The organism is Duganella margarita, from assembly GCF_009857535.1.
GTDB classification, from domain to species: domain Bacteria; phylum Pseudomonadota; class Gammaproteobacteria; order Burkholderiales; family Burkholderiaceae_D; genus Rugamonas; species Rugamonas margarita.
This window is the reverse complement of the sequence record NZ_WWCS01000010.1, coordinates 1-25,647: the sequence shown is the minus strand read 5'-3', so window position 1 is coordinate 25,647 and position 25,647 is coordinate 1. Positions and strand designations below refer to the sequence as shown.

Annotated in this window: 20 protein-coding genes; 11 read left to right on the top strand and 9 right to left on the bottom strand. The window is 67.1% G+C overall.

Features of this window, described 5'->3' with window-relative positions; genetic code table 11:
* The first annotated feature begins 124 nt into the window (after positions 1-124).
* From GTP55_RS16370 to prsR, 3 genes are read left to right on the top strand one after another with little or no spacing between them, the layout of a single operon-like run.
* A complete protein-coding gene (locus GTP55_RS16370; protein ID WP_202423737.1) occupies positions 125-1,456 on the top strand; it encodes a TIGR03013 family XrtA/PEP-CTERM system glycosyltransferase in 1,332 nt (443 codons plus the stop codon).
* A complete protein-coding gene (gene prsK, locus GTP55_RS16365) occupies positions 1,456-3,483 on the top strand; it encodes an XrtA/PEP-CTERM system histidine kinase PrsK (RefSeq protein ID WP_161045942.1) in 2,028 nt (675 codons plus the stop codon). Before GTP55_RS16370 ends, prsK begins: the two co-directional genes overlap by 1 nt.
* Entirely contained in the window at positions 3,470-4,810 is a 1,341-nt protein-coding gene (gene prsR / locus GTP55_RS16360; RefSeq protein ID WP_161045941.1) for a PEP-CTERM-box response regulator transcription factor, read from the top strand. The genes prsK and prsR overlap by 14 nt, the downstream gene beginning before the upstream one ends.
* 1 nt (position 4,811) lies before the next feature.
* Here prsR and GTP55_RS16355 read toward each other — a convergent pair whose 3' ends face one another.
* Genes GTP55_RS16355 through GTP55_RS16330 form a run of 6 tightly spaced genes read right to left on the bottom strand, consistent with a single transcriptional unit; the run spans position 4,812 to position 9,279 of the window.
* Positions 4,812-5,432 (bottom strand): tetratricopeptide repeat protein, encoded by a 621-nt coding sequence (locus tag GTP55_RS16355; protein WP_161045940.1) that lies wholly within the window; start codon positions 5,430-5,432, stop codon positions 4,812-4,814.
* On the bottom strand, positions 5,429-6,679 hold the full coding sequence (locus GTP55_RS16350) for a glycosyltransferase (protein WP_161045939.1): 1,251 nt from the start codon (positions 6,677-6,679) through the stop codon (positions 5,429-5,431). Before GTP55_RS16350 ends, GTP55_RS16355 begins: the two co-directional genes overlap by 4 nt.
* Positions 6,673-7,500 carry a hydrolase 1, exosortase A system-associated gene (locus tag GTP55_RS16345; protein WP_161045938.1) on the bottom strand — a complete coding sequence of 276 codons (828 nt, stop codon included), beginning with the start codon at positions 7,498-7,500 and terminating at the stop codon, positions 6,673-6,675. The genes GTP55_RS16350 and GTP55_RS16345 overlap by 7 nt, the downstream gene beginning before the upstream one ends.
* Entirely contained in the window at positions 7,500-8,339 is an 840-nt protein-coding gene (locus GTP55_RS16340) for a hydrolase 2, exosortase A system-associated (RefSeq protein WP_371868366.1), read from the bottom strand. Before GTP55_RS16340 ends, GTP55_RS16345 begins: the two co-directional genes overlap by 1 nt.
* Before the next feature lie 2 nt (positions 8,340-8,341).
* Entirely contained in the window at positions 8,342-8,584 is a 243-nt protein-coding gene (locus GTP55_RS16335; protein ID WP_161045936.1) for an acyl carrier protein, read from the bottom strand.
* Complete coding sequence (locus tag GTP55_RS16330) at positions 8,551-9,279, bottom strand: GNAT family N-acetyltransferase (protein ID WP_161045935.1); 729 nt, start codon at positions 9,277-9,279, stop codon at positions 8,551-8,553. The genes GTP55_RS16335 and GTP55_RS16330 overlap by 34 nt, the downstream gene beginning before the upstream one ends.
* Positions 9,280-9,438: 159 nt before the next feature.
* Here GTP55_RS16330 and GTP55_RS16325 point away from each other — a divergent pair, with 159 nt between their 5' ends.
* From GTP55_RS16325 to GTP55_RS16315, 3 genes are read left to right on the top strand one after another with little or no spacing between them, the layout of a single operon-like run.
* Positions 9,439-11,001, top strand: coding sequence for an acyl-CoA ligase (AMP-forming), exosortase A system-associated (locus GTP55_RS16325; RefSeq protein WP_161045934.1), 1,563 nt, complete (start codon positions 9,439-9,441; stop codon positions 10,999-11,001).
* Positions 11,001-12,224 (top strand): pyridoxal-dependent decarboxylase, exosortase A system-associated, encoded by a 1,224-nt coding sequence (locus GTP55_RS16320; protein ID WP_161046086.1) that lies wholly within the window; start codon positions 11,001-11,003, stop codon positions 12,222-12,224. The genes GTP55_RS16325 and GTP55_RS16320 overlap by 1 nt, the downstream gene beginning before the upstream one ends.
* Positions 12,221-14,083, top strand: a complete 1,863-nt coding sequence (locus tag GTP55_RS16315; protein WP_161045933.1) for an asparagine synthetase B family protein — start codon at positions 12,221-12,223, stop codon at positions 14,081-14,083. The genes GTP55_RS16320 and GTP55_RS16315 overlap by 4 nt, the downstream gene beginning before the upstream one ends.
* On the opposite strand, the gene GTP55_RS16310 is transcribed toward GTP55_RS16315, so the two are convergent.
* The gene (locus GTP55_RS16310) at positions 14,013-14,852 is read right to left on the bottom strand and encodes a polysaccharide deacetylase family protein (protein WP_161045932.1); all 840 of its coding nucleotides are present in this window, start codon (positions 14,850-14,852) and stop codon (positions 14,013-14,015) included. The genes GTP55_RS16315 and GTP55_RS16310 overlap by 71 nt on opposite strands.
* Positions 14,849-16,117, bottom strand: coding sequence for a putative O-glycosylation ligase, exosortase A system-associated (locus tag GTP55_RS16305; protein WP_229257964.1), 1,269 nt, complete (start codon positions 16,115-16,117; stop codon positions 14,849-14,851). The genes GTP55_RS16310 and GTP55_RS16305 overlap by 4 nt, the downstream gene beginning before the upstream one ends.
* An 82-nt stretch (positions 16,118-16,199) precedes the next feature.
* On the opposite strand from GTP55_RS16305, the gene GTP55_RS16300 reads away from it, so the two are divergent.
* Genes GTP55_RS16300 through GTP55_RS16280 form a run of 5 tightly spaced genes read left to right on the top strand, consistent with a single transcriptional unit; the run spans position 16,200 to position 23,354 of the window.
* Entirely contained in the window at positions 16,200-18,287 is a 2,088-nt protein-coding gene (locus GTP55_RS16300) for a glycosyltransferase (protein WP_229257963.1), read from the top strand.
* Positions 18,284-19,723, top strand: coding sequence for a lipopolysaccharide biosynthesis protein (locus GTP55_RS16295; protein WP_161045931.1), 1,440 nt, complete (start codon positions 18,284-18,286; stop codon positions 19,721-19,723). Before GTP55_RS16300 ends, GTP55_RS16295 begins: the two co-directional genes overlap by 4 nt.
* 10 nt (positions 19,724-19,733) lie before the next feature.
* On the top strand, positions 19,734-20,801 hold the full coding sequence (locus tag GTP55_RS16290) for a glycosyltransferase family 4 protein (protein WP_229257962.1): 1,068 nt from the start codon (positions 19,734-19,736) through the stop codon (positions 20,799-20,801).
* Positions 20,791-22,194, top strand: coding sequence for an MBOAT family O-acyltransferase (locus GTP55_RS16285; protein WP_161045930.1), 1,404 nt, complete (start codon positions 20,791-20,793; stop codon positions 22,192-22,194). The genes GTP55_RS16290 and GTP55_RS16285 overlap by 11 nt, the downstream gene beginning before the upstream one ends.
* 2 nt (positions 22,195-22,196) lie before the next feature.
* Positions 22,197-23,354, top strand: coding sequence for a hypothetical protein (locus GTP55_RS16280; RefSeq protein ID WP_161045929.1), 1,158 nt, complete (start codon positions 22,197-22,199; stop codon positions 23,352-23,354).
* Between the two features lie 12 nt (positions 23,355-23,366).
* Here GTP55_RS16280 and GTP55_RS16275 read toward each other — a convergent pair.
* On the bottom strand, positions 23,367-25,647 hold a 2,281-nt coding region (locus GTP55_RS16275), incomplete at its 5' end, for a glycosyltransferase (protein ID WP_161045928.1).

Below are 25,647 nucleotides of genomic sequence, written 5' to 3'. Positions count from 1 at the left end.
GCGGATTGCGCGCTGATTGTGGGCGCTCAAAACGGCGTTTTGCAGTGTTCCTCATGATGAAAGCTCCGTCGGGGAGTTTATCGTGATCAGGATCTTTCACCATTATGTATCCAGGGTAGCGTTCATGCTGCTGTTGCTGGAGCTGTCGATATTGCTGGCGGCGGGCGTCGCCAGTGCACCGCTTGGGCTGCCCGACCCCGGGCGGCGTTATATGCAGGCGCTGGCGTTTGCGCTGGTGATGGTGTTTAGCATGGGCACGCTGGGCATGTACCAGCACGACCAGTCGCGCGAAGACATCAAGAGCATCCTGTTGCGCATCATGCCGTCGCTGGCGTTGGGGTTTGGCTTGATGCAATTGCTGGCCGTGCTGTTGCCGCAAATGCAGCTAGGGCGGCTGGGCAGCGTGGTGTTTCTGCTGGGCGGCGGCGCGGTGCTGCTGGCCCGGCTGGTGGTGTTCACCTCGGCGCAGTCGAGCATGCTGGAACAGCGGCTGATCATCGTCGGCGATGGCGCCATTGCGCGCGAGTGCCTGGCGCTGGCGGCCAGCAGCGCGGGTTTTCATCCGTTCCGGGTGGTCGGCTTTGTGCCGGTGCAGGGCGAGATGCGCGCGGTGCCGCCGGCGATGCTGCTGCCGGCCGACTTGCCGTTGCTGACGCTGGCGCGGCGCTACGCCGCCGATGAAATCGTGGTGACGGTGGGCGACCGTCGCAACGGCGCCTTCCCGGTGCGCCAGTTGCTGGAGTGCGCGCTGGGCGGCGTGCCGGTGACCGACGCGGCGACGTTCTTCGAGCGCGAGGCATGCCAGATCCGCGTCGATTCGCTGCAACCGAGCTATCTGATTTTCGGCGGCGGCTTCGATCAGGGCCTGCTGCGCGCCATCGTCAAGCGTTTGCTGGATTTATTAGCCAGCACCGCCATCGGCCTGCTGGCGATGCCGCTGATGCTGGCCACGGCGCTGGCCATCAAGATCGAGGACGGCGGTCCGGTGTTTTACCGGCAGGAACGGGTGGGCCGGGGCAACCGCTTGTTTCATGTACTGAAGTTCCGCAGCATGGGGCAGGACGCGGAGCGGGACGGCCAGCCGCAGTGGGCGGAGCAGGACGACCCGCGCGTGACGGCGGTCGGCCGATGGATACGCAAGCTGCGCATCGACGAACTGCCGCAGATGCTGAATGTGTTCCGGGGCGAGATGAGTTTTGTCGGCCCGCGTCCCGAGCGCGCATATTTCGTTGAGCAATTGTGCGAGCAGATCGCCTATTACAATGTGCGGCATGGGATCAAGCCGGGCATCACCGGCCTGGCGCAGGTGCGCTACCGCTACGGCGCGTCGGTGGACGATGCGCTGCGCAAGCTGCAATACGATTTGTATTATGTGAAAAATAATAGCCTGTTCCTCGATCTGCTGATTTTGGTCGACACGGTACAGGTGGTGTTGTTCGGCAAAGGCGGCCGCTGATGCAGTGGGATGGTGCGGTTGCCGTTGCGGCGTTCAGCCATGGCGTGGCGGTGCTGGCGTTTGGCGCGCTGGCAGTGCTGTTGCTGCGGCCAGCATGGCGCCAGCGTCCGCATGCGCGGGCGATGGGCGGTGCTGCCGCGATCACGGCAGCGTGGGCCGGCTGGGCGATGGCCGCAGCGGCAGCAGCGTCCTCGGCACCGGTTCTGCTGGACTTGCAGGGGGTGGCGGATGCGCTGCGCAGCGCAAGCTGGCTGGCCTTGCTGATGCAGCTCTCCAGCGCGGGCTGGCGATTGCTGGCCGGCGCGATGCTGCTGCCGGCCGCGGCGCTGGCGGTGGCGTTGCAGCCGGCTGCGTCGCCGCTGCTGCATGCCGGGCTGCCCTTGGCGTCGTCGGTAATGGGCATGCTACTGGTCGAACATCTGTACCGCAGCGCGCCGCAGAACACGCGCTGGGGCATCAAGTTTGCCTGCCTGGGCATCGGCGCCTTGTTCGCTTTCGACTTTTACCTGTACAGCGACGCCATGCTGCTGCGGCATGTCAATCCGGATATCTGGGCCGCGCGCGGCATCGTCAACGCCTTGAGCGCGCCGCTGCTGGCGATGGCGATGGCGCGCGGTCCGGTGTGGACGCCGGGGCTACGCCTGTCACGCCAGATCATGTTCCATTCCGCCGCGCTGCTGGGTGCGGCGATGTATTTGATCGCAATGGCCGTCAGCGCGTGGTATCTGCGTTATATCGGCGGTGCGTGGGGCGCGCTGATGCAGCTGGCCTGCCTGTGCGGTGCTGCGATGCTACTGGCCGCCGTGCTGTTTTCCGGCGCGATGCGCGCGCGGCTCAAGCTCTTCATCGGCAAGCATTTTTATCAGGGCCGCTACGACTATCGCGAAGAGTGGCAACGCTTTACGCGCGCACTGGCCGATGATGCTGGCGGCCTGTCCGAGCGGGCGATCCAGGCCATGGCGGGACTGGTGGAGAGCCCGGCGGGCATGCTGTGGCTGCGGCGCGAAGATGATCTGTTCCGGCCGGCCACCCGCTGGAACATGCCGCTGCCCGACGCCGACGAACGCGCCGACAGTCCGCTGTGCCGCTTGCTGGCGGTGCGCGGCTGGGTGGTGGATCTACCGGAATGGCGTCGCCAGCCCGGGCGCTACGAAGGGCTGCCGCCGCCGGCATGGAGCGCCGGCGTGTGGCTGATTGTGCCGCTGATGCTGGACCGCAGCCTGTTCGGTTTTATCTGCCTGGCGTTGCCGCGCACCGCTTTGCAGCTCAATTGGGAAGTGCGCGACGTGCTGAAAATCGCCGGCAGCCAGGCCGCCAGCTATCTGGCGCACCGCGCGTCGGCCGACAGTCTGGCGGTGGCGCGGCAGTTCGAGTCGTTCAACCGCATGTCGACCTTCATCGTGCATGACCTGAAAAACCTGGTGTCGCAACTCTCTCTGCTGCTGGTCAACGCGGAAAAGCACAAGGCCAATCCAGCCTTCCAGGACGATATGCTGGAGACCTTGTCCCATTCGCTCGGCAAGATGAAGCACCTGCTGCTCAAACTGCGGCGCGACGATGCGCCGGATGCCGCCGCGCCGCTGCAACTGGATCAACTGCTGATGCGCGTGGTCCAGCTGCACGCCGGCAGCGAACCGCGTCCATCGCTGGAACTGCGCAGCGCCGGACTGACCGTGATGGCCAATGCCCGGCGGCTGGAACGCGTCATCGGCCATCTGATTCAGAACGCCATCGAGGCCACGCCGCGTGCCGGCCAGGTTGCGGTGCGCATGTACGAGAACGATGGCGCGGCGGTGATCGAGCTGTCTGATACCGGCCACGGCATGAGTGAGCAATTTGTGCGAGAGCGTCTGTTCCAGCCGTTTGTCTCGACCAAGGCGGCAGGCATGGGCATCGGCGTGTTCGAGAGCCGCGAATATCTGCGCGAGATCGGCGGCCAGCTGCAGGTCGCCAGTGCGCCATCCCAAGGCACGACGTTCCGCGTGACGCTGCCGCTACATAAGGAGTCCGAGCATGGGCAAGAATAAGCTACTGGTGGTGGAAGACGACGCTGGCCTGCAAAAGCAGCTGCGCTGGAGTCTGGACGCCTATGATGTCGTCACTGCAGACGACCGCGAATCCGCGCTGGCGCAACTGCGCCGACACCAGCCGGCGGTGGTCACCATGGACCTCGGCCTGCCGCCCGATCCCGACGGCGCCAGCGAGGGCCTGGCGCTGCTGGCGCAGATACTGGCGGCCGCACCGGACACCAAGGTGATCATCCTGTCCGGTAACCAGGATCGCGCCAACGCGCTCAAGGCGATCGGCATGGGTGCGTATGATTTTCACCAGAAGCCGCTGGACGCCGACACGCTGTCGCTGGTGATTGCGCGCGCTTTCTACCTGCATGCCATGCAGCAGGAAAACCGGCGCATGCTACAGATTCAATCCGACTCGCCGCTGGCCGGCATCATCAGCCGCGACCCGGCCATGTTGAAGCTATGCCGCAGCGTCGAGAAGGTGGCGCCGTCGTCTGCCACGGTCATGCTATTGGGTGACTCCGGTAGCGGCAAGGAGCTGATTGCGCGCGGCCTGCATAATCTGAGTACGCGCCACGACAAGCGCTTCGTCGCCATCAATTGCGCGGCGATCCCGGAGCACCTGCTGGAGAGCGAGTTATTCGGCTATGAGAAAGGCGCCTTTACCGGCGCCCAGCGGCAGACGCCTGGCAAGCTGGAACTGGCGCACGGCGGCACATTCTTCTTCGATGAAATCGGCGACATGGCGCTGTCGTTACAGGCCAAGCTGCTGCGCTTTCTGCAGGAACGCGTGATCGAGCGGGTGGGCGGACGCAGCGAGATCAACATCGACGTGCGCGTGGTCTGCGCCACGCATCGCAATCTGAAGACGCTGTCGGCGGAAGGAGGCTTTCGCGAAGACCTGTACTATCGCCTGAGCGAGATCGTGCTGACCATACCACCGTTGCGCGAGCGGGTCGGCGACTGCGCGCTGTTGGCGCATCATTTCCGCAACAAGTTCTGCGCCGGCGAATCGCGTTCGCTGCTGGCCTTCAGCATGGAGGCGCTGGCCGCCATTGAGGCCTACGCGTGGCCCGGCAATGTGCGCGAGATGGAAAACTGTATCCGCCGCGCGGTGATCATGGCCGATGGCCCGCAGATTACCCCCGCCGATCTGGGGCTGCCGGACGGACAGGAGGAATCGGTGAATCTGCGCCAGGTGCGCGAGAGCGCCGAGTACCAGGTGATGGTCAAGGCGCTGTCGCGGGCGGATGGCAATATCGTCAAGGCGGCGGAACTGCTGGGCGTAAGCCGCCCCACCTTGTACGATTTAATGAATCACCACGGCTTGAAATAGCTCAGTCGCGCCATTCACCGGCGGCGGCCAGCTTGTTTTTCAGGCCTGGCAACGGAAACCCCATGCCGTAGGCCTTCTGGGCACTGGCGCGGGCCTTGTCATAGTCCTTCTTCTTCAGATACAGCAGACCGAGGTTGTAGTGGGCAGTGGCGTTGTCCGGGGCCAGCCGCGCCGATTGCTCCAGCTGTTCCAGCGCGGTGTCGGTCTGGCCGATTGCCAGCAGGTAGGCGCCGAACAGCGAATGGACGCGGGCGTCGTCGGGCGTGTAGCGCAGCGCGCGGTCGAAGTAGCATTCGATGGTGAAGTGGGCGCCGTGCGGTTTGCGGTTCTTGTCGCGCAGCGACAGGCGCGACATGGCCGCCAGGGCGCGCGGATGGTTGGGAAAGTGTTCCAGCGTGTAGCCGATGTCGGCGGCCAGCGGACCGCTGGCGCCGCGGATCAGTTGCTCGACGTTGGATGTGAAGTGGTAATGCTCGACGATGGTCAGGCCCTGGCGGTCGTCGGGGTTGTTGTAGTCGCCGCCGGGATTGTGCTTGACGTAGGGGGGGCAGTCGTCGGCCGCTGCGGCATTGGCGCAGGCGAGGATCAGGGCGAGGATCAGGGCGGGGGCGAGCGTTTTCATAGGCGGTCCTTGTGGTGGAGGCGGTCGAGCAGGGCGGCCAACTCGCGGGTGCGGGCGGCGCGCGAGTGGCGCGCGATCAGGGCCGGCGGTGCGGTCGGCGCTTGCCGTTGACGGCACAGGCGCAGGAAATGGCGCAGCGCGGTGGCGATGTCGTCGGCGCAGTCCAGCCGCGCCGTGGTGTGGATGCCGGCACGGCGCAGCAGGCCGGCGGTGTCGCCGTCAGGGTGCGTCAGTCCGAGCAGCGGCCGGCGCGCGCGCAGGTACTCGTACAATTTGGCCGGAATCTGGCCGTTGCAGTTTTCCGCCTGCAGCAGCAGCAGGCCGTCGGCGGTCAGCATTTCGGCCAGCGCCTCGTGGTATGGCAAAGGCGGCGCCAGTTCGATGATCTGCGCCAGATGCGGGTGGCGCGCGATCAGGGTTTGCAGGTAGGTGTCGTGGCCGGTGGCGCGCAGCACCAGGCGGAACGTGGCTGGCTGGATGTCGCCCAGCGCCAGCAGGCGCGCCAATGCGGCAAATAGCGCGCCGGGATCCCGCTCCGACGGGTAGATGACGCCACTATGCAGCAGCCGGAACGGGGCGGGCGACGATGCGGCCCGCAGTGCGGCGATTTCCGCGCCAATGAAACTCACTTCGTCGTACCCGTTTTCGATCAGGACGATGCGACGGGTATCGGCGTGCGGAAAACGGTGACTGAGGTCGCGCACGGCGCCGGGCGTGGTGCAAATGACGGCGGCGCCGCGTTGCATGGCCTGTTGCTCGATCCAGCGGTGGATGCGGCGGCGTCGTGGGTCGGGCGGATAGCCGGTATCGATCATCGGATCGCGCTGGTCGGCGATCCACGGAATGCCGGTCAGCCGATGCAGCGTGAGGCCAATCAGGTGCGCGGTGGCGATCGGGTAGCTGGACCAGATGAACTGCGGCTGATATCGGCGTATCAGCCGCAACCCGGTGGGCACGGCGCTGAGCCACCAGGAGATCCAGCGGTCCGGCTGCGCCAGCAGCGACGGATAGCGGCCGGCGATGGCCAGCTGGCGTGCCGTGTCGAGCGCAAAGCTGCGGTGCACCGCCACTTGCTGCACGGCGTCTGCGCGGCTGTAGTCCGGGTAGGCGTTGGGGCTGACCGACAGCACCAGCGGTTGCCAGCCCAATTGCGGCAAGTACTGCGTAAAAGCCAGCGTGCGATGGATGCCGCTGCCGCCGCGCATGGGCGGATAGTGATAGGCGATCATCAGCACGCGCTTTACCATGCTTGTATCCATTTGGTGCAGAGGTCGGCCACCTCGTCGCGCCAGACCTGGCGGGCGAAGGTGTGGTTGGCGTCCGGGATGATGGTCTGGCGCACGCGCGGGGAAGCCAGCAAGCTGCGCCAGTGGGCGTGCTGGCGCGGCAGCGCCATGAATTCGCGCGCGCCCAGGTCGGCGCCGCTGAGGATGATGAGGATCTGGCCGCGGAAGCGGCACAGGGCTTGATGCAGCCGCTCGGGCAGTGATTCGATCTGCGCCGACGGCCGGTTGGCGGCGGTCGCCACCTGGCGGAACGAGGCCAGCGCGCGCCGCACGCCAAAGCGCCCGTGCGCCAGCTTGCGCCAGAATTCCGGGTCGCGGATCCGCTGCAGATAGTAGTGGCGCAGCGTGGTGCGGGCCGCGCCTTGCGTGGTGCGCACCCAGGGGTTCAGCATGATCAGGCCCGCGATGCGGGGATCGTCCGGGGCATGGAACGCGGCGGCGGTGGCGCCGTCGCACAGCCCCCACAGCACCAGTTCCTTCAACACAGGCATGGCGCTGAAAAATTCGCCGATGGCAGCTTCCAGATCGTCCTGTATTGATTCAAAGTCGCGCATGTCGCCTTCGCTGTCGCCCATGCCGCGATAGTCGAAGCGCATTACCGGCACATTGTGGGCGGACAGATGCCGTGCCAGCAGCACGAACTGGCGGTGGCTGCCGATGCGGTATTGCGGTCCGCCGGTGACGATCAGCACGCCGCGCGTGGACGGCTGGTCCGGCACATGGAGGATGCCGAACAGCCAGCAGTCCTGGCAGGTGAAGTGGAGTACGCGCTGCTGCGGCATTATGTCGGCTCCCGCGGTGCGGCGGCGGTGGTAGCGGCCAGCAGTTCGGGGGCGACGCCAATTTCGCTGCTGCTCCAGAAAGCCTCGCCGTGGACGGGATAGGCCTGCACCCTGGCGCCGCCCTGGCGCCAGCGTTCGATCAGCAGTTCGGAGGCCGGCTGCAATGCCGCCTGGTGGTTGCCTGCCGAGCTAGCGTATTCGGCAGCCGCGCCCTGCGGCGCGGGACTCAGCTCCATCCACTGCACCGGGCAGCGCGGCGCCAGTGTTGCCGCCTCCAGTTGGCCGATGGTGGCCGACAACGCCGGCGACATCAGGTAGCCGGCGATTTCGGCGCTTTGCTCGACCGCCGGTGTGCCGGAGAACAGGCGCGCCGCGCTTTGCAGGCGGGCGAACTGGTGCAAGTGCGCCCGTCCGCTCAGGGCGGGCTGCCACAGGATTACGCCATCCGGGTGCGCCTGCGTGGCAAAGTCCAGCGCCAGCAGGGCGCCCAGGCGCAGTCCCCACAGGTAGCGCGGACCGGCATGGCGCGCCTGCAGCCATTGCCACGCGCGTGCCAGGTCGCTCAGCCAGGTATCCCAACCGGCTTGCGGCAGTTCGCCGCTGCTGTCGCCGCAGCCGAACAAGTCGATTTGCAGCACGCCGAAGCCTGCCTGGGCGTAGGCGCGCGCCTGCAAGGCCACCATGCGCCGGCTCTTGTTCAACTCTTCCGCAAAAGGATGGACGTAGAGGATGGCGCCGCGCGACGGCGTACCCATTTCCGGTGCGTGGTACAGGCAAAAGCGTTCGCCCTCATCGGCATTGAGGAAGAACGGCAGGGCGGCGAGGGCGGGCGCGTCCACGGTCACGCCGTTTTGCTGGCGACGAAGCTGGCCAGGGAGCCAACCGTGGCGAAGTGGCGGGCGCTGATTTCGTCGTCCTGTACCTCGAAACCGAAAGACTGTTCCAGCGCCAGGATCAGATTGGCTACCGCCATCGAGTCCAGCTCCGGCAGGCTGCCCAGCAGCGGCGTGTCTGCGGTCAGCGGCATCTGGCCGAGCGAGAGAGTGCTTCTCAGGATGTGGCAGACTTGCGAAAATTGCGGCATGGCGGCTCCTGTAGCTGGCTGGTGTCGAACATCAATTGGGGAAAAGACGCTGGGTGGCGCGATAAATGGAAGTACGGCCGCAGGCTGCTGAACATCCACTGCCACTGGCCGCAGCGCAGGAATAAGGCGTGGCCCAGGCGCACCACGCCGATCTGCGCGTGGGCGCGCAGCGATGCGGGATTGAAGGCGGAGATGCGGCTGCAGGTCCAGCGCACGCCGCGCCCGCGCAGTTGCTGACGGGCGCTGTCCCACAGGCGGCGGAAGACCCAGCCCAGACGCTCGTCGGGCCTGACCCACACATCGAAATCCCAGTTTTCCCGTGGTGACGACAGCCGGTAGCGGACGCGCACTTCGTCTTCCTGGTAGGCGTTTGAGATCAGCCAGAGAAAGCCCGCCAAGCGGCCGTTGCGCCAGGCGGTCAGCGTGCTGGCGCCCTGGGCGTAGCGGTCGCTTACCACATGGGCGGGACGCGGGTAGCCGTCCGGCAGCGGCGCGCTGGCGTCGGGGGTTTGAATGTCGATGTCGGCGCCGCGCAGCGGAGTCAGTGGCGAATCGCTGACATATTGGGCGACGAACAGGTAGCGGAACAGCGTCCAGCGGCCGTCGCTGGCCCGCTCCAGCGCGCGCGCCAGCAGATACAGGGCCGTGTTCAGCCAGCCCAGTTGTGCGAGAGTGAGACGCAGGCGCTTGCTCATGGCAGTCAGTCCGATCGGGAGCGGGGTTCTGATTAAACTATGGGCGCGGCGCGCACGGTTTGCGCCAGCACAAGCGCGCGTGGCATTTGATGCGCATCAAGAACGGCTCAGCGGTTTGTCCCGATCATGGAGAACCGTTCATTGCCAGGGCTAACCGTCATGCCGCAGCTTATCCACGAATGTATCTTCGAGTCGGCGCGCCGGGTGCCGGAGCGGCAGGCACTGTGCTACCAGGGCGTTGGACTCAATTATGGCGCGTTGGCGCAGATGGTGCGGCAGGCCGCGTATGCCTGGCTGAATCACGGCCTGGGGCGCGGCGAGCGGCTGGCCGTCTATCTGGAGAAGCGCGAGGAGGCGGTGGCGGCCATGTTTGGCGCGGCGGCGGCGGGGGCGGTATTTGTGCCGGTCAACCCGGTGCTGAAGGCGGAGCAGGTGGCGTACATACTGGCCGACTGCAATGTGCGCATACTCGTGACCTCGCGTGAGCGGTTCAATCAGCTGGCCGCTGCGCTGGCCGGGTGTCCGGATCTGCACACGGTGATTATCATCGGCTCGATGGAGGCGCTGCAACCGCCCGGCGGCATCAAACTGCATTCATGGCGCGAGGCGATGCTGGCGGCGGCGCAGCAGCTGTCGCATCCGTGCATCGACAGCGATATGGCCGCCATCCTGTACACCTCCGGCAGCACGGGCAAGCCCAAGGGCGTGGTGCTGTCGCACCGCAATCTGGTGGCCGGCGCGCTTAGCGTATCGAGCTACCTGGATAACACCGAGGAAGACCGCTTGCTGTGCGTGTTGCCGCTCAGTTTCGATTACGGCCTGAGCCAGCTGACCACCGCGTTCGCCGTCGGCGCCTGCGCGGTGCTGCTCAATCACCTGTTGTTGCGCGATGTGATCGACGCGGTGGACCGCGACCGCATTACCGGTCTGGCGGGCGTACCGCCGCTGTGGATCCAGCTGTCGGAACTGAACTGGCACCATGCGCGGCGCCTGCGCTACATCACCAATTCCGGCGGCGTCATGCCGCAGCCCACCATCAAGGCGCTGCGCAAGGCCTTGCCGCATGTCGAAATCTATCTGATGTATGGACTGACCGAAGCGTTCCGCTCAACGTACCTGGCGCCGGAACAACTGGCGATCCGGCCGGAATCGATCGGCAAAGCGATTCCCAATGCGGAAATCCTGGTGCTGCGCAGCGACGGTTCGCCGTGCGGCCCCCATGAGCCGGGTGAGCTGGTGCATCGTGGCGCGCTGGTGGCGATGGGTTACTGGAACGATGCAGCGCGCACGGCGGAACGCTTCCGGCCCTTGCCCGACCGCAGCGGCGGGTTGACGATACCGGAACTGGCCGTCTGGTCCGGTGACACCGTGCGCGCCGATGACGAAGGCTACCTGTATTTCATCGGGCGCACGGATGACATGATTAAAACCTCCGGCTACCGCGTCAGCCCGGCCGAAGTTGAGGAGGTGGTGTATGCCAGCGGGCTGGTGTCGGAGGCCGCCGCACTTGGCGTCGCGCATCCGACGCTGGGCCAGGCGATCGCGCTGGTGGCGGTGGGGGACGAATTGAACACTCCGGCGCTGCTGGCCGCCTGCAAACGTTGCCTGCCAGCCTATATGGTGCCGACGCGGATTGATATGCGGAGTCAACCGCTGCCGCGCAATCCCAACGGCAAGATCGACCGGCCGTTGCTGGCGCAGCAACTGGGAGCGAGTCAATGATGATTTCGCATGCGGAGTTGCGCCAATTTCCTGTGCTGGATGATTGTCTGCAACTGGGCGGCATCACGCTGACGCGGCTGGCGGAGCGGGTCGGCCGCACGCCGTTCTACGCCTACGAACGCAACCATATCCAGTTGCGCGTCGGCTTGCTGCGGCGGGTATTGCCGTCCAGCGTGCATGTGCACTACGCCATCAAGGCCAATCCGATGCCGGCGCTGGTGCAGATGATGGCGTCGCTGGTGGATGGCTTTGACGTGGCCTCCGCCGCCGAAATGAAAACCGCGCTGGACGCCGGCATGCCGCCGGCGCGCGTCAGCTTCGCCGGCCCGGGCAAAAGCAATGCCGAGTTGCGCAGCGCGGTGGCGGCCGGCGTGGTGTTGCATCTGGAGTCCGAAGATGAGATGGAGCGCGCGGCCCGCAGCGGTGAGTTACTGGGAATAACGCCACGGGTCGCGGTGCGCGTCAATCCCGAGTTTGAATTGAAGTATGCCGGCATGAAGATGGCCGGCGGCGCGCGGCAGTTCGGGGTCGACGCCGAGCGGGTGCCGGCGATGCTGCGCAAGCTCGGCAGGCTGGCGCTCGATTTCCAGGGTTTTCACCTGTTTTGCGGCGCGCAGAATTTGTCCGCCAAGGCGATCTGCGAGGCGCAGCGCCTGAGCGTGGAGTTGGCGCTGCGGCTGGCGCAACACGCGCCGGCGCCGCTGCGCCTGCTCAATATCGGCGGCGGCTTCGGCGTGCCGTACTTTCCGGGCGAACGTGCGCTCGATCTCACTGCAGTGGCCGAAGGCCTGCATGACACCGTGCAAGCACTGGCCGCGGCGTCGCCGGAGACGCAGTTGATCCTGGAACTGGGCCGCTATCTGGTGGCCGAAGGTGGCGTCTACGTCTGCCGCGTGCTGGAGCGCAAGTTGTCGCACGGTCGGGTGTTTGTGATTACCGATGGCGGCCTGCATCATCACCTGGCTGCGTCCGGCAATTTTGGGCAGGTGATCCGCAAGAATTATCCGGTGGCGGTCGGCAACCGCATGCATGCCGCGCCGCGCGAAGTGGTCACCGTGGTCGGCCCGCTGTGCACGCCGCTCGATATGCTGGCCGACAGCATGGAGCTGGCGCGCGTGGAGCCTGGCGACTACGTGGTGGTGTTCCAGTCCGGCGCCTATGGCCTGACGGCCAGCCCGACCGCGTTTCTCGGTCATCCGCCGCCGCTGGAGGTACTGGTATGAGCGGACTGTGCGGTTATCTGAATCTGCGCCGGGATGCCGAATTCGGCGCGCGGCCGCTGTCCGCCCGCACCGCCAGCATGGCGCGCTTTGACGGCAGCCCGGTCAGCATTGTGACGGAGGAGCCGTGCGGAATCGGCGTAGCGGCCGCTGCGGCTGCGGTCAGCCTGTATCAGGAGCCGGGGCTCATGGCCGCCGTCTGGGGACACGCCAGCCTGGATGGCAGCGCGGACCAGCTCGCCAACCGGCTGGTGGCCAAGTGGCGCGCGCGCGGAGCGCAGGCCTGCGCCGACCTGAGCGGACATTTCGCGCTGTGCATCGTCGATGGCAGCACGGGTAGCGTGCTGCTGGCCGTGGACCGCAGCGGCGTGCACACCATGCATTATCAGAGCGACCAGCGCGGTCTGCTGTTCGCGACCTCGCCGGCGGCCTTGCCGGCGGGCGAGCTGGACCCGCAATCGCTGTTCGATTACCTGTATTTCCACATGATTCCGGCGCCGCGCGGCGTCTACCGCCACCAGCACCGCTTGCAGCCGGGCGAATACCTGCTGTATCGGCGCGGGCGCTTGGAGCGGAGCGTCTATTGGCGCATGCGCTTCCGCGAAGAGCGCAGCGTACCGTTTGTCGCGCTGAAAAGCCAGTTTTTGGGCGCGCTGCGCGCGTCGGTGCGGCAAGCCGCCAGCGGAAACGACCACATCGGCGCCTTCCTCAGCGGCGGCACCGACAGTTCGACGCTGGCCGGTTTGCTGGAACGGCCGGCGCGCACCTATTCCATCGGCTTCGATGTCGATGGCTATGATGAAATGGCCTATGCGCGCATCGCCGCCCGCCACTTCGGCACCGACCATCACGAATATTACCTGACCGCCGGCGATGTGGCCGACGCGATTCCGCAGATTGCAGCGGCCAGCGCGCAGCCGTTCGGCAATTCGTCCGTGGTGCCGGCGTATTTCTGCGCGCAGATGGCACGTGCGGATGGCGTCACGCGCTTGCTGGGCGGCGACGGCGGCGATGAACTGTTCGGCGGCAACGAGCGTTACGCGCGCCAGGCGCTGTTTGCACGTTATGAGCAATGGCCGTCTTCGGTGCGCCAATTGCTGCTCGAGCCGCTATTGTTCGGGCTGGCCGGCGGCTGGCAGGCGCCGCTGCTGCGCAAGGCGCGCAGCTACGTCGAGCAGGCGCTGCTGCCGATGCCGGCGCGGCTGGAAAGCTACAATCTGCTGCAACGCTACGGCGCGGCGCGGGTACTGGACGGCGAGTTCCTGGCGTCCGTCGACGAAGCCGCGCCGCTGGGGCAGCTGCATGCCTGCTATTGGGAAGCGCACGGCCTCAGCCAGATCAACCGCATGCAGGCGCTGGATCTGCGCTACACGCTGGCCGACAACGATCTGCGCAAGGTCAGCCTGGCCTGCGAGCTGGCCGGCGTGGAGCCCGCATTTCCCTTCCTCAGCGACGCGCTGCTGACCTTCTCTGCCTGCCTGCCGCCCAGCGACAAGCTGAACGGCACGCGACTGCGCTACTTCTTCAAACATGCCCTGCGCGAGCACCTGCCGCGCGCCATCCTGCGCAAGAAAAAGCACGGCTTTGGCATGCCGTTCGGTCACTGGCTGCTGACCGACGTCCGCTTACGCGAGCTGGCCTTCGACAGCCTGGCCGATTTGAAAGCGCGCCGTATCGTGCGCCCGGACTTCATCGACCGCTTGACACAGACGCTGGTGCACGAGCATGCCGCCTATCACGGCACCATGGTGTGGGTGCTGATGATGCTGGAACAGTGGCTGCAGCAGCACGCTATACCGCCACGCGCCGCTGCGCCAGCAGACGCAGCAGAAATCGCAGCCGGTCCGGCTCCCACGGCGTAAAACGCGGCAATTGCAGCAGGTCGCTGCCTTCGTAGGCGGCGCCGGCGACGGTGCTGAAGGCGGCGTCGAAGCCGATCTTCTGCACCATGTGTACATGGCGCTGGCAATAATCCGCCCCGGGTTTGCCGTTGGGATAGGCGAACAGTGTGACCGGCGCCTGGATGATGTCCTCCAGCATGGCCTTGCCCTGGGCGATGTCGGCGCGCGCGTCGGCGTCCGGCACGGCGGCCAGGATCGGGTGGCGGTGGGTGTGGGCGCCGATTTCCATGCCGGCCGCGTGCAGCGCCCGCAGCTGGTCGGAGCGTAGCATCAGTGGCCGGCGGCGCGGCGGCGCCAGCGCGCTGGCGGTGCGCTGGCGGTGCTCGAACGGCAGGTACTTGAGTTCCATGAGCAGCTGGTCGAGCGTCTGCGGGCCGCCGCCGGCCTGGCGGACGTAGTCGATGATGTCGTCGTTCCACATCTGGCCGCCGTCCAGATAGCCGCTGGCGATGAAAAAAGTGGCGTTCAGGCCGTACTTTTGCAGGACCGGCAGCGCGTGCTCGGCGTTGTCGGCGTAGCCGTCGTCGAAGGTGATGCAGGCCGCGCGCGGCGGCAGCGTCTGATCTTGCAGGCGACGCACCGCCTGGCTCACCGGCAGCACCGTGAAGTGACGCCGGAGCAGCGCCATCTGGCGGTCGAAGCGCTGCACGTCGGGCAGGCTGGGCAGCAAGGGGTCCGGCGCCGCCAGCACCCGGTGGTAGATCAGCACCGACAGCCGGGAGGCGCTCATGCCGCCACCCCGGCCTGGCGTTCGGCCAGCCGTTGCGCGGTCAGCGCGCGCAGCGCCACCACGGCCGCCATCAGGTAATACGGCACGTCGAAATACAGCAGGCTGAGGAAGGCGCCACCCACCGCAAAGCCGATCAGGCTCGATTGGATCATCTTGGCCAGGTTGCTGGCCCACTGCCATTCGGGGTCGTGCTGGCTGTTGCGCACCACCCACGACGCCGACCGCCAGGTCAACGTACCCAGCAGCAAATACAGCCCCAGTCCAATAAAGCCGTGTTCGCCCAGCGCCTGGAAGTAAATGCTGTGGGCGGCGTGCACCGCGGTCGGGTCCGGCGCGTACAGGTAGAATACGGACGGATCGGCGATTTCGAAGCCGCCGCCGAAGAAGCGGTCCTTGGCCAGGTTGTACGCCATGTGCCAGGCATTGATGCGGCCCATGGCGGAGCTGTCGGCTTCATAGCTGGCAATGCTGTCCATGCGCTCGGTCCAGCGTTCCGGCATGTACAGCAGCGCCAGCGGTGTGCACAGCACCAGAATGAAGGCGCCCAGCAGCTTTTGCTGGCTTTTCAGCCACATCAGCACCAGCATGGCGCCGATCGCCAGCAGCGCGCCGCGCGAGTAGCTGCCCAGCGCCGCCATGGCCGACAGCAGCATGGCTGCCGTCAGGGCATGCCGGACCCAGCGCCGGTTGGTGCTCAGCTGCAGGTAGCGCATCAGCGGAATGGCGATGATCAGCGCCAACGCGATTTCGTTGTTGCCGCCGATGAAGGTGCCGATCGGCCCCCAGACCAGATAATTGCCGCCTTCGCGCACCGTGAAAATGCCGCCCTTGACGCCGTAGTAGCCGAGCGAAATCACCAATACCCAGATCATGCGATGGACGTCCTCGCGGCGGCGGATCACCACCATTGTTACCAGACTCATCAGCATGATTTTCATCACCTTGACCAGCTGCGCCTGCGACGCCGCCGGGAACAGCGCGAACAGCGTGGTGACATTCATCCACAGCACCATGGCCAGCAGCACGAAGGTGATGCCGCTGGCCGGCAAGGTCTTGGGCGTGCGCGACGTGGCCAGGCTGAACAGCGTGATGACGGCGACGATCTGGGCGAACGGGAAGGTGGCGGCGAAGCCCCAGCTCTGGGTGTGCGGATTCATGACGCTGATCCAGATCCACATCAATACGCCATTGACGGGATGCTTGATGATCAGCGGCAGGCTGGCAAATACAATAATGGTAACGAAGATGTCGCGCATGGCAGTCATTGATTTGGCTCAACGTTGCGATTGAGCCTGTCGCTACACTGGCTTTTTGATCTAGCCATCATAGGACAGGGGAGACCGGGCCTTGTTGACCGTACTCATGGCAAGCCGCAATGGCGCGGCGACGTTGCCGAAAGTGCTGGACGCGTATTGCCGTCTGCAGGTGCCGGACGGCGGCTGGCGCCTGCTGATTGTCGACAACGGCAGCAGCGACGGCACCGGCGCGCTGCTCGCCAGTTACGCCGGGCGGCTGCCGCTGCGCTGTCTGCAGGAACCGGTGGCCGGCAAGAACCGGGCGCTGAACCGGGCGCTGGAGGCGGCGCTGGCCACGCCGGAACCCGACGACGCGCTGTATATTTTCACCGATGACGACGCCACGCCGGAGCCGGACTGGCTGCTGCAATGGCAGGCCTGCGCGCAGGCATATCCGGCCGACAGCGTGTTCGGCGGCGCCATTTTGCCGGACTGGGCGGCGCCGCCGCCGGCCTGGCTGCTGCCGCTGATTCCCACCGGACTGACGTATGGACTGACCTCGCCCGCGCTGCCGGACGGGCCGGTGTTTCCCGGACTGGTGTGGGGCGCCAACATGGCGGTGCGGCGCGCGCCGTTTGCGGCGGGGCACCGCTTCGAGGTCGGCGTCGGTCCCAATGGCGCCGACTACGCGATGGGCAGCGAGACCGAATTGACGCGCCGGCTGGCGATGGCCGGCTACCGCGCCAGCTTCTACCATGGAGCGCGGGTGGCGCACCATATCCGCCGCCATCAGGTCGAGATCGACTACATCCTGCAGAAGGCCTGGCGTTTCGGGCGTGGCCAATTCCGCCAGCAGCAACGCGGCCGGTTTGCCGAGCTGGCGCGCGTGCCGCGCTGGATGTGGCCGCGCTACGCGCTGGAAGCGCTGGCCTGGCTGCGCGCCGTGGTGAGCGGCGACGCCGGCCGCCGCTTCAGCCATCGCTGGGAAATGGCCTATCTGCGCGGCTATTTTTACGAAGCCTGGCACGGCGTGCCGCCGGCACGCAACACGGTGCTGCTGACCAGCTATTCCGGCGAGCTGGGTGGCATGGAATTGCGCATGGCGCAGGAGGCGCGCTATCTGCAGGCGGCCGGCTACCAGGCGGTGCTGGGGCTGCGGCCCTTCGCCGGCCTGACCGCGTGGACGCAGCGCCTGGCGCGCGAACAGGTGACCGTGGCCGCATTCGATCCGCCGGTGTTCTTCGAGGGAAACTGGCGCTGGCGTGAAGTGCGCCGCTGGCGCACGCGCTGGTTCGGCGCCCCCCGGTTGCGGGCATTCAAAGCCGATCTGGTGCATGTGGCGTTTTGCTGGACCACGTACGGCGCATCGGTGCTGTGGCTGGCGCAGCAATGCCGGCTGCCGGCGGTCATCAGTGTCCACAATGCGTTTCCCCCGACCAGCTTCAGCGCGTGGCATGCGCGGCTGCTGCGTCAGGCGTTCGCCGGCGTGCGCGGGGTCTATGCGGTGTCGGACTCGGCGCTGGCGCATTTCCTGGCGCTGTACCGGGACTACCTGTCGCCGACGGCGCGGCTGGCGGTGATCCCGAATCCGGTCGACGTCGCGCGCTTCCGGCCGTCGCTGGCGACGCGCCTGCAGGCGCGCCAGCGTTGGCAGCTGCCGCAGCAGGCGTTGGCGATCGGCACGGTGGCGCGGTTGGCGGAGCAAAAGCGGCCGGCGCTGGCGATCGGGCTGCTGGCGGCGCTGCGGGTGCGGTTTCCCGACCTGTACCTGGTGCTGGCCGGCGACGGGCCGCTGGAGGCGGCGTTGCGCGAGCAGGCCGAGCGGCTGGGCCTGACGCCATGGGTGATCTTTACCGGCTTCGTGGCCGAGGTGCAGACGCTGATGCCAGCGCTCGACGTCCACCTGCTGATGAGCCGCAACGAAGGCTTCGGGATCGCCACCATCGAGGCGATGGCGTGCGGGGTGCCGGCGGTGGCGACGGACGTGCCCGGCAGCGCCGACATCCTGACTGACTGTCCGGGCGGACTATTGATTCCAGCGCATGACCTGGCGGCGGCGGCGCTGGCGATCGGGGACTTGCTGGCCGATCCGGCGCGGCGCGCAGCCATGGGGGCCGCCGGACGCGAGGTGGCGATCAGCCGCTACAGCAACGAGGTGGTCGGCCAGCAAGTGGCAGCGTTCTACGACGGCCTGTTATGAAACCCCATCGTTCTTTCCTGTTCTCGTTTTCGGAGAAATATACGCTGCTGGTGCTCAACACCATCGGCACGATGGTGCTGGCGCGGCTGCTGACACCGGACGATGTCGGCGTGTACGCGGTCGGCGCGGTGCTGATCGGACTGGCGCAGGTGGTGCGCGACTTCGGCGTCGGCGCCTACCTGATCCACGCGCCGGAGCTGGACCGGCAACAACTGCGCGCCGCGCTCAGCGTCAGCCTGCTGGTGGCGTGGACGCTGGCGGCGCTGGTGCTGGCCGCCAGCGCACCGGCCGCATGGTTTTATCACGAGCCGCGGCTGCGCACCACTTTGCAACTGCTGTCGATCAATTTCCTGCTGATTCCGTTCAGCGCGCTGGCCTTGCCGTACCTGCGGCGGCAGATGCGGTTCGCGGCGATCTTCGCCATCAACACCAGCCAGTGCGCGGCGCAGATGGGGTGTTCGATCGGGCTGGCGTTGCTCGGCTGGGGCTACCTGAGCCTGGTGTGCGGCGCGGTCGCCAGCGCGCTGGCGACGCTGCTGGCGACCTTGTGCTGCCGCCCGTCCGAGCTGCCGTGGCTGCCGGGATGGCGCGGCATGCGCACCATCCTGTCGTTCGGCACGGTGTCGACGGCCGGCACGGTGATCGACGAGATGGGCGTGGCGGCGCCGGATCTGATCATCGGCAAGCTGATCGGGCTGGCCGAGGTCGGCATTTACAGCAAGGCGATGGGCGTGATCAACGTCTTTAATCAACTGGTGACGGCGGCGGTCTCGCCGGTGATCTTCCCGTTGTTTTCATTGCAGGCGCGCGAGGGGCGTGACTTGCGGCAAGCGTATCTGACCACCGTCGGCTACATCAGCGCGCTGGCGTGGCCGTTCTTCGGCTTCGTCGCGCTGATGGCGCCGGCGCTGGTGCGGGTGTTGTACGGCGACCAGTGGGATGCCGCCGTGCCGCTGATCCGCGTGATTTGCCTGGCGTCGGCGCTGTTCAGCACGTTCAACATGGCGCGCTACCTGTTTGTGGCGATGGGCGAGGTCGGGGCGCAGGCGCGGCTGGATGCGATGACGGTGCCGCTACGGGTGCTGGCCCTGCTGGTCGCGGCGCCGTTCGGCCTGTACTGGGTGGGCTGGGCGGCGGTGGCGGGCGCGCTATTGCGCTGCGGGCTGACGTATTGGTATCTGCGCCGCCTGGTCGCGCTGCGCTGCGCACCATTGCTGGCGGCCACCCGGCGCAGCGGCGCGGTGGCGGCCTTGTGCCTGTCCGGTGTGGCGCTCTTGCAGCAGTGGCGGCCGCAAGGACAGGCGTTGCCGCAGCTGCTGGCGGCGGCTGTGCTGTGCGCGCTGGTCTGGCTGGCGGCGGTTCACTATGTGCGCCATCCGCTGGCGAACGAATGCTCGCTGGCGGCACGCAAGGCGCTGGCGTTGCTGCATCGATAAGGAGCGAGTCATGCGGGTGGGTATTTTGTCGTATGCCATGTTGTTTCAGCGGGACAGCGGCTTGCAGCTGCAAGTGCGGTCCACCATTGCCGCCCTGCGCCAGCTGGCCGTGCCGGGACTGGAGATCGAGCTGGTCGATACCAACCGTCAGCGCCTCGACCGTTACGATGTCCTTCATGTGTTTTCGGCAATCAACGGCAATGTCCGGGTGGTGGAGCTGGCGCACGAGCTGGGCGTGCCGGTGGTGCTGTCGGCCTTGCTGGCGCCGGGATGGAGCCGCAGTGCGGGCTGGCGCGCCGGCGTCGCCGAGCAGTTGACCGGACGGCTGACCCGGTGGAACGTGCAAACCAGCTACGCCCAGACCAAGCGCGCTTTGCAGCTGGCGCAACTGGTGATCGCAGCGGACGAGGCGGAGCAAGACGCGCTGATTGATGGCTTCAAGGTCGCCCCCGCCCGGATTCACTTGCTGCCCAATGGTGTGGCCGAACGGTTTTTCGCCGCCGATGCGCAGGCGTTTCGCCGCCATACCGGCCTGGACGGCCCGTTTGTGCTGATGGCCGGCAGCATCGCGCCGTACAAGCATCAACAGGACCTGACGCGCATGCTGGCGACTCCGGAGCTGCCGGTGGTATTGCTCGGCCACGCGCGGCGGCAACATCAGGCCTACCTGCAGGGCCTGGTGGCGGCGCCCAACGTCCGCTGGCTGGGCCAGCTGGCGCACCAGGATCCCTTGCTGGCCAGTGCGTATGCGGCGGCGTCGGTGCTGGTCCTGCCCAGCCAGGGCGAAGCGTTTCCATTGCCGGTACTGGAGGCGTTGGCGACCGGCACGCCGGTGGTGATGGCCGATGACAGTCCACTTCATCTGCCAGGCAGCGGGTTTGCGCTCAAGCAGTTGCGCTGGAGCGACACCGATGCGCTGCGGCTGGCGATCCAGGCGCTGGTCGCGACGCCGCCGCCGCGCGCTGCGGTCAGCGCGCTGGTGCAGGACTTCGCCTGGCGGCGCGCGGCGCTGAAAATCGCCGACTGTTACCAGCTGCTGTACCAGCGTCGCCAACACGGAGCGGGCCATGCTGTTTAATTCGTTCAGCTTCCTGTTTCTGTACCTGCCGGCGGTGCTGGCGGGCTACTTCGTGCTGTTGCGCTGGCGTCCGCACTGGATTGCCGGCTGGCTGGCGCTGGCGTCGCTGTTCTTCTACGGCTATTGGGATACGCGCTACCTGCCGCTGCTGCTCGGTTCCATCCTGTTCAACTACTGGTGCGCGCAGCACCGCCGCATGTTGCTGTTCGGCGTGGCGGCCAATCTGGCCGTGCTGGCCTACTATAAATACGCCAATTTCTTCCTGCCGGGTCATGGCTGGGAGATTATTTTGCCGGTCGGTATCTCGTTCTTTACGTTCACCCAGATCGCGTATCTGGTCGATTGCTACCGTGGCGGCAACGGCGAGTACCGGCTGGTGCATTACACGCTGTTTGTCAGTTATTTTCCGCACCTGATTGCCGGTCCGGTGCTGCACCACAAGGAGATGATGCCGCAATTCGATCGGCTGCCTCGCTTCGACATGGCCGACGTGGCCATCGGGCTGTCGATATTCGTGGTGGGCCTGGCCAAGAAGGTGCTGCTGGCCGATCCGATCTCGGTGCTGGCGGCGCCGGTGTTCGCGCCCGGCGCCCAGCCGCAGCTGGTGGAAGCGTGGATCGGCACGCTGGCGTACACCTGCCAGCTGTACTTTGATTTTTCCGGCTACTCGGACATGGCGATCGGCCTGTCGCGGCTGTTTGGCGTGCGGCTGCCGCTGAATTTCAATTCGCCGTACAAGGCGGCCAATATCAGCGAGTTCTGGCGGCGCTGGCACATGACCTTGTCGCGTTTCCTGCGCGATTATCTGTACGTGCCGCTGGGCGGCAACCGCCACGGCGCTGTCAGCCGCTACCGCAACCTGATGCTGACCATGCTGCTGGGCGGGCTGTGGCACGGCGCCGGCTGGACCTTCGTGGTGTGGGGCGCGCTGCACGGGGGCTACCTGGTGATCCAGCACGGCTGGCAGGCGCTGACGCGGTCGGCGACGCCGCGCTGTTGGGGCCGCTGGCTGACGCTGCTGGCGGTGATGGCGGCCTGGGTGGTGTTCCGCGCACCGGACCTGGCCACCGCCGGCGAAGTGTTGCAGGGATTGGCCGGCGCCAACGGCATCGCACTGCCGCGTCCGCTGGCCGGCTGGGCGGGCCCGCTGGCCGCGCTGGGCCTGCATCCGGTGTTTGACGGCATCCGCTGGATCGACATGCGCGGGGCGGCGCTGCCGACCCTGGCGGTGGCGATGGGGCTGGCGTTATTTGCGCCGAATACGCAGCAGCTGTTCGGCGCGCCGGGGCAATGGACGCCGGCCACCTGGCGCAGCACGCTGATCGCGATGGTGTTTCTGTGCTGCCTGTTCAATATGAACAAGGTCACCGAGTTTCTCTACTTCCAATTCTGATCATGAACACACAAGCCGATTGGCGTCGCTATGTCGCCATCTTTTGCGCGCTGAGCCTGGGGCTGACGGGCGCGGTGGCCGCGCTGAACTACCAGGTCGATCCCTACCTGACGCACCAGTGGCAGACGCCGCACCTGCAACGGCTGTTGCCGGGGCGGGAGAAACTCAGTCCTTGGGGCAAGACTTACGCGCTGGCGCGGTTTCAGCCGCAGGTGCTGTATCTCGGCAATTCCCGCACCGAGCTGGGCTTGCCGGTGCAGACGCCGGAGTTCGCGGGGCAGCGGGTGTTCAACGGCGCGCTGTCCGGCGCCTCGCTGGGCGACGCGGCGGCGATGCTGCGCCACGCGGCCGCCGTCAGCCGGCTCGAGACCGTGGTGTGGGGCATCGACGCGCCATCGTTTTCCATGGAAATCGGCAATTCCGACTTTGACCGGGCGCTGGTGGCGGCCGACCGCTGGTATTTTCTGCGGCGGGCGCTGATCAATCTGAAACGGGCGATCAGCATCGACATGACGCTCGATTCGATCCGCGTGCTGCGCGGCACGTTTGGCGACATCTGTCAGTCCAGCCTGGCGCTGTATGGGCAGCGTGACGGCCGCTGCGTGCGCGATCGCATCGCCAGCCTCGGCGGCACCGGCGCCGCCATCCTGCCGCGGGTACGGGAATTCGCGCGCGGCGGCGGGCCGACGACGGACGCCATGCAGGAACTGGCGGCCAGCATGGACCGGCTGTGCCGCGCCGGCACCCGGCTGCGACTGTACCTTAATCCGACCCATGCGATGACCAGCGACGCCCTGTACTGGGCCGGCAAGTGGCCGGCGCTGGAACGCTGGCAGGGGCAACTGGCGGCGCTGGCCGACCAGCAGCGGCGGCAGGGCTGCGATGTGCGGGTGTTTGATTTTGCCGGCTTTAACGAGGTGACCACCGAGCCGCCGCCGCAGGTCAGCGGCCAGCCCGAGATGCGCAATTATTGGGAAACCTCGCATTACCGGACGCGGGTCGGGGCGATGGTGCTGGCGCGCCTGTTTGGCGCCGACAGCGACTTTGGCGTCGAGCTGACACCGGCCACGGTGGCCGCGCACCAGGCGGCGCAACGGCAGGCGCTGGCGCGCTATCACCGGCAGCATCCGGTTGAGACGGCCATGGTCAGGCAACCTTGACCGGACGTGGGCTCAATGGCTGGCGACCTTGCTGATGACGTAGCGATGCTTGCCGGACGCCTCGGCCGGTATCGCCGTCACTTCCTCGATAACAATCTCCACCGTCGCTCCCAGCCGGGCGCGGAATTGCGTCACGATGCTGAGCCGCAGCGACGGCGGCAGGCCGTCGACGCTGACCAGCAGCACCCGGGTGCAGTCCAGCGTTTCCTGGATGATCTTGAAGGCGCGCACCTGCGGCAGGTCGCGCAGGATGTAGACCAGCGCCAGGCCATGCATCACCGTGCCGTCGCGGGCCACCACGAAATCGGTGACCCGGCCTTCGACCCGTTGCAGCAGCGGCAGGCCGCGGCCGCAGCGGCACGGCGCCGGATCGAGCGCGCCGATGTCGCCGGTGGCGTAGCGGATGAACGGAAACTCGCGGCTGGCCAGGTGGGTGATGACGATGGCGCCGCTGTCGCCCGGCGGCACCGGCTCGCCATGCGCATCGAGGATCTCGACGATGACGTCCTCGGCGGTGATGTGCATGCCGCCTTCCGGGCACTCGTGGGCGATGAAGCCGGCGTCGCGGCCGCCGTAGCCGTTGGCGACCGGGGCGGCGAAGGCGCGCGCCAGCAGGGCGCGCTGGTCGTCATACAGGCGCTCGGCGGTGACGAACACCACCCATACGCCGAGCCGGTCCAGGCGGACGCCGCGCGCCTGCGCATGCTGCGCCAGCAGGCACATCACCGACGGGTAGCCGAACAGCATGGCCGGGCGCTGCCGCTGCAGGTGGGCCAGGTAGGCGTCGAGGCGGGCGGGGGCCAGGTCGAAGGCTGGCAACAGGTCGCTGCGCATGACGCGGTCGCGGCGCGCGCGCCACACGTCCTGGGCGCTCAGCTCGATCGGCGAGCCCCACAGCACCGCCTCGCGGTCGCCGATGTCCACGCCCCACCAGCGCGTGGCACGCCATTTGGCGGCGACGTCATGGCTGACGCGTCGCTTGCCCAGGTAGAAAATCAGCGGTTCGCCGCTGGAGCCGCCGGTGGTGAAGCGCTGCAGGCGCCCGGCGTCATCGGCCCGGAAGTCATCGCGGTGGTCGTTGATATGCGATTTGCGCAGGATCGGCAGCAGGCGCAGGTCGCGCACGTGCTGGACCCGGTTGGCGTCAAAACCGATGCGGGCGTATTGCTGGCGGTAATAGGGCACGTGCTCCGATGCGTGCAGCAGCAACGCGCGCAGGCGCTGCAGCTGCAGGCTTTCGATCTGGTCGCGCCGCCACCACTGGCTGACTTCCATCTGGCGCCGCAATGGCGCGCTGTTGTGGCGCTTGAACCATTCATGCAATGGAAACAGCACGGCCGACACCAGGGCGGTGTAGCCGGCACCGCGCGGACGGTCGAGCAGCCGCCGGTATTGCGCGAACAGCAGCGGGGCCACTTGCTGCCAGCTGAAGCGCTGGACGGCGGCCAGGCCGGCGCCGGCGAGGCGTTGCGCGGTGGCGCGGTCGGCCAGCAGGGCCGCCATGGCGCGCGCCATCGCGGCGGGATCGCCCGGCGGCACCAGCAGGCCGTCGACGTCGTGCCGGATCAGGTCGGGCACGCCGCCGACCGCCGTGCTGACCACCGGCACGCCGCTGGCCCAGGCCTCCAGCACCGACACCGGCAGGTTGTCGGCCCGGCTGGGATTGAGCATCAGGTCGGCCTGCTGATAATAAGCGGGCATGGCGGCGTTGTCGGTCTTGCCGGCGAAGTGGACGGCGTGCTGTAGCTGTAGCGCCGCCGCCAGTTGTTGCAGCCGCGCCAGTTCCGGGCCGTCGCCGCAGATGGTCAGGCGCGCCTGCGGCAGCTGCCGGCGCAGCAGCGCGAACGCATGCAGCGCGGTGGCGTGGTCGTACAGCGGTTCGAGATGGCGGGCGATCAGGACCTGCGCCTGCGCCGGGCGCGCCGGCGGTGGCCGGAAGCGCGCCAGGTCGACGACGTTGGGCACGATGCGCACCGCGACGCCGGAGGCGCCAAAGACCCGGGCCAGATAGGCCGACGGCACGATGACGGCGTGGGCACGGCGCAGGCTGAAGCCGACCAGGCGCGGACTGCGCGCCAGGAACGCCGGCGCTTCGCCGCCGTGGTAATGCAGCACGACCCCGGCGCCGCGCAGCCGGCCGATCCAGATCGCGGGCGCGGCGTGCAGATGCCAGGACCAGCCGGACGTCGCCATCACGTGCAGCAGCTGGGCGCGCCCGGCGGCGCGCCATAGCCGCCGCAGGTAGGGCGCCAGCCGCAGCGCGGCCCGCACGCCGCGCCGCTGCGCCACCAGA

Coding starts and splice junctions, on each gene's coding strand:
- GTP55_RS16370 (WP_202423737.1), top strand. CDS start 125: ATGCTGCTGTTGCTGGAGCTGTCGATATTGCTGGCGGCGGGCGTCGCC.
- prsK (WP_161045942.1), top strand. CDS start 1,456: ATGCAGTGGGATGGTGCGGTTGCCGTTGCGGCGTTCAGCCATGGCGTG.
- prsR (WP_161045941.1), top strand. CDS start 3,470: ATGGGCAAGAATAAGCTACTGGTGGTGGAAGACGACGCTGGCCTGCAA.
- GTP55_RS16355 (WP_161045940.1), bottom strand. CDS start 5,432: ATGAAAACGCTCGCCCCCGCCCTGATCCTCGCCCTGATCCTCGCCTGC.
- GTP55_RS16350 (WP_161045939.1), bottom strand. CDS start 6,679: ATGGTAAAGCGCGTGCTGATGATCGCCTATCACTATCCGCCCATGCGC.
- GTP55_RS16345 (WP_161045938.1), bottom strand. CDS start 7,500: ATGCCGCAGCAGCGCGTACTCCACTTCACCTGCCAGGACTGCTGGCTG.
- GTP55_RS16335 (WP_161045936.1), bottom strand. CDS start 8,584: ATGCCGCAATTTTCGCAAGTCTGCCACATCCTGAGAAGCACTCTCTCG.
- GTP55_RS16330 (WP_161045935.1), bottom strand. CDS start 9,279: ATGAGCAAGCGCCTGCGTCTCACTCTCGCACAACTGGGCTGGCTGAAC.
- GTP55_RS16325 (WP_161045934.1), top strand. CDS start 9,439: ATGCCGCAGCTTATCCACGAATGTATCTTCGAGTCGGCGCGCCGGGTG.
- GTP55_RS16320 (WP_161046086.1), top strand. CDS start 11,001: ATGATTTCGCATGCGGAGTTGCGCCAATTTCCTGTGCTGGATGATTGT.
- GTP55_RS16315 (WP_161045933.1), top strand. CDS start 12,221: ATGAGCGGACTGTGCGGTTATCTGAATCTGCGCCGGGATGCCGAATTC.
- GTP55_RS16310 (WP_161045932.1), bottom strand. CDS start 14,852: ATGAGCGCCTCCCGGCTGTCGGTGCTGATCTACCACCGGGTGCTGGCG.
- GTP55_RS16305 (WP_229257964.1), bottom strand. CDS start 16,117: ATGACTGCCATGCGCGACATCTTCGTTACCATTATTGTATTTGCCAGC.
- GTP55_RS16295 (WP_161045931.1), top strand. CDS start 18,284: ATGAAACCCCATCGTTCTTTCCTGTTCTCGTTTTCGGAGAAATATACG.
- GTP55_RS16290 (WP_229257962.1), top strand. CDS start 19,734: ATGCGGGTGGGTATTTTGTCGTATGCCATGTTGTTTCAGCGGGACAGC.
- GTP55_RS16285 (WP_161045930.1), top strand. CDS start 20,791: ATGCTGTTTAATTCGTTCAGCTTCCTGTTTCTGTACCTGCCGGCGGTG.
- GTP55_RS16280 (WP_161045929.1), top strand. CDS start 22,197: ATGAACACACAAGCCGATTGGCGTCGCTATGTCGCCATCTTTTGCGCG.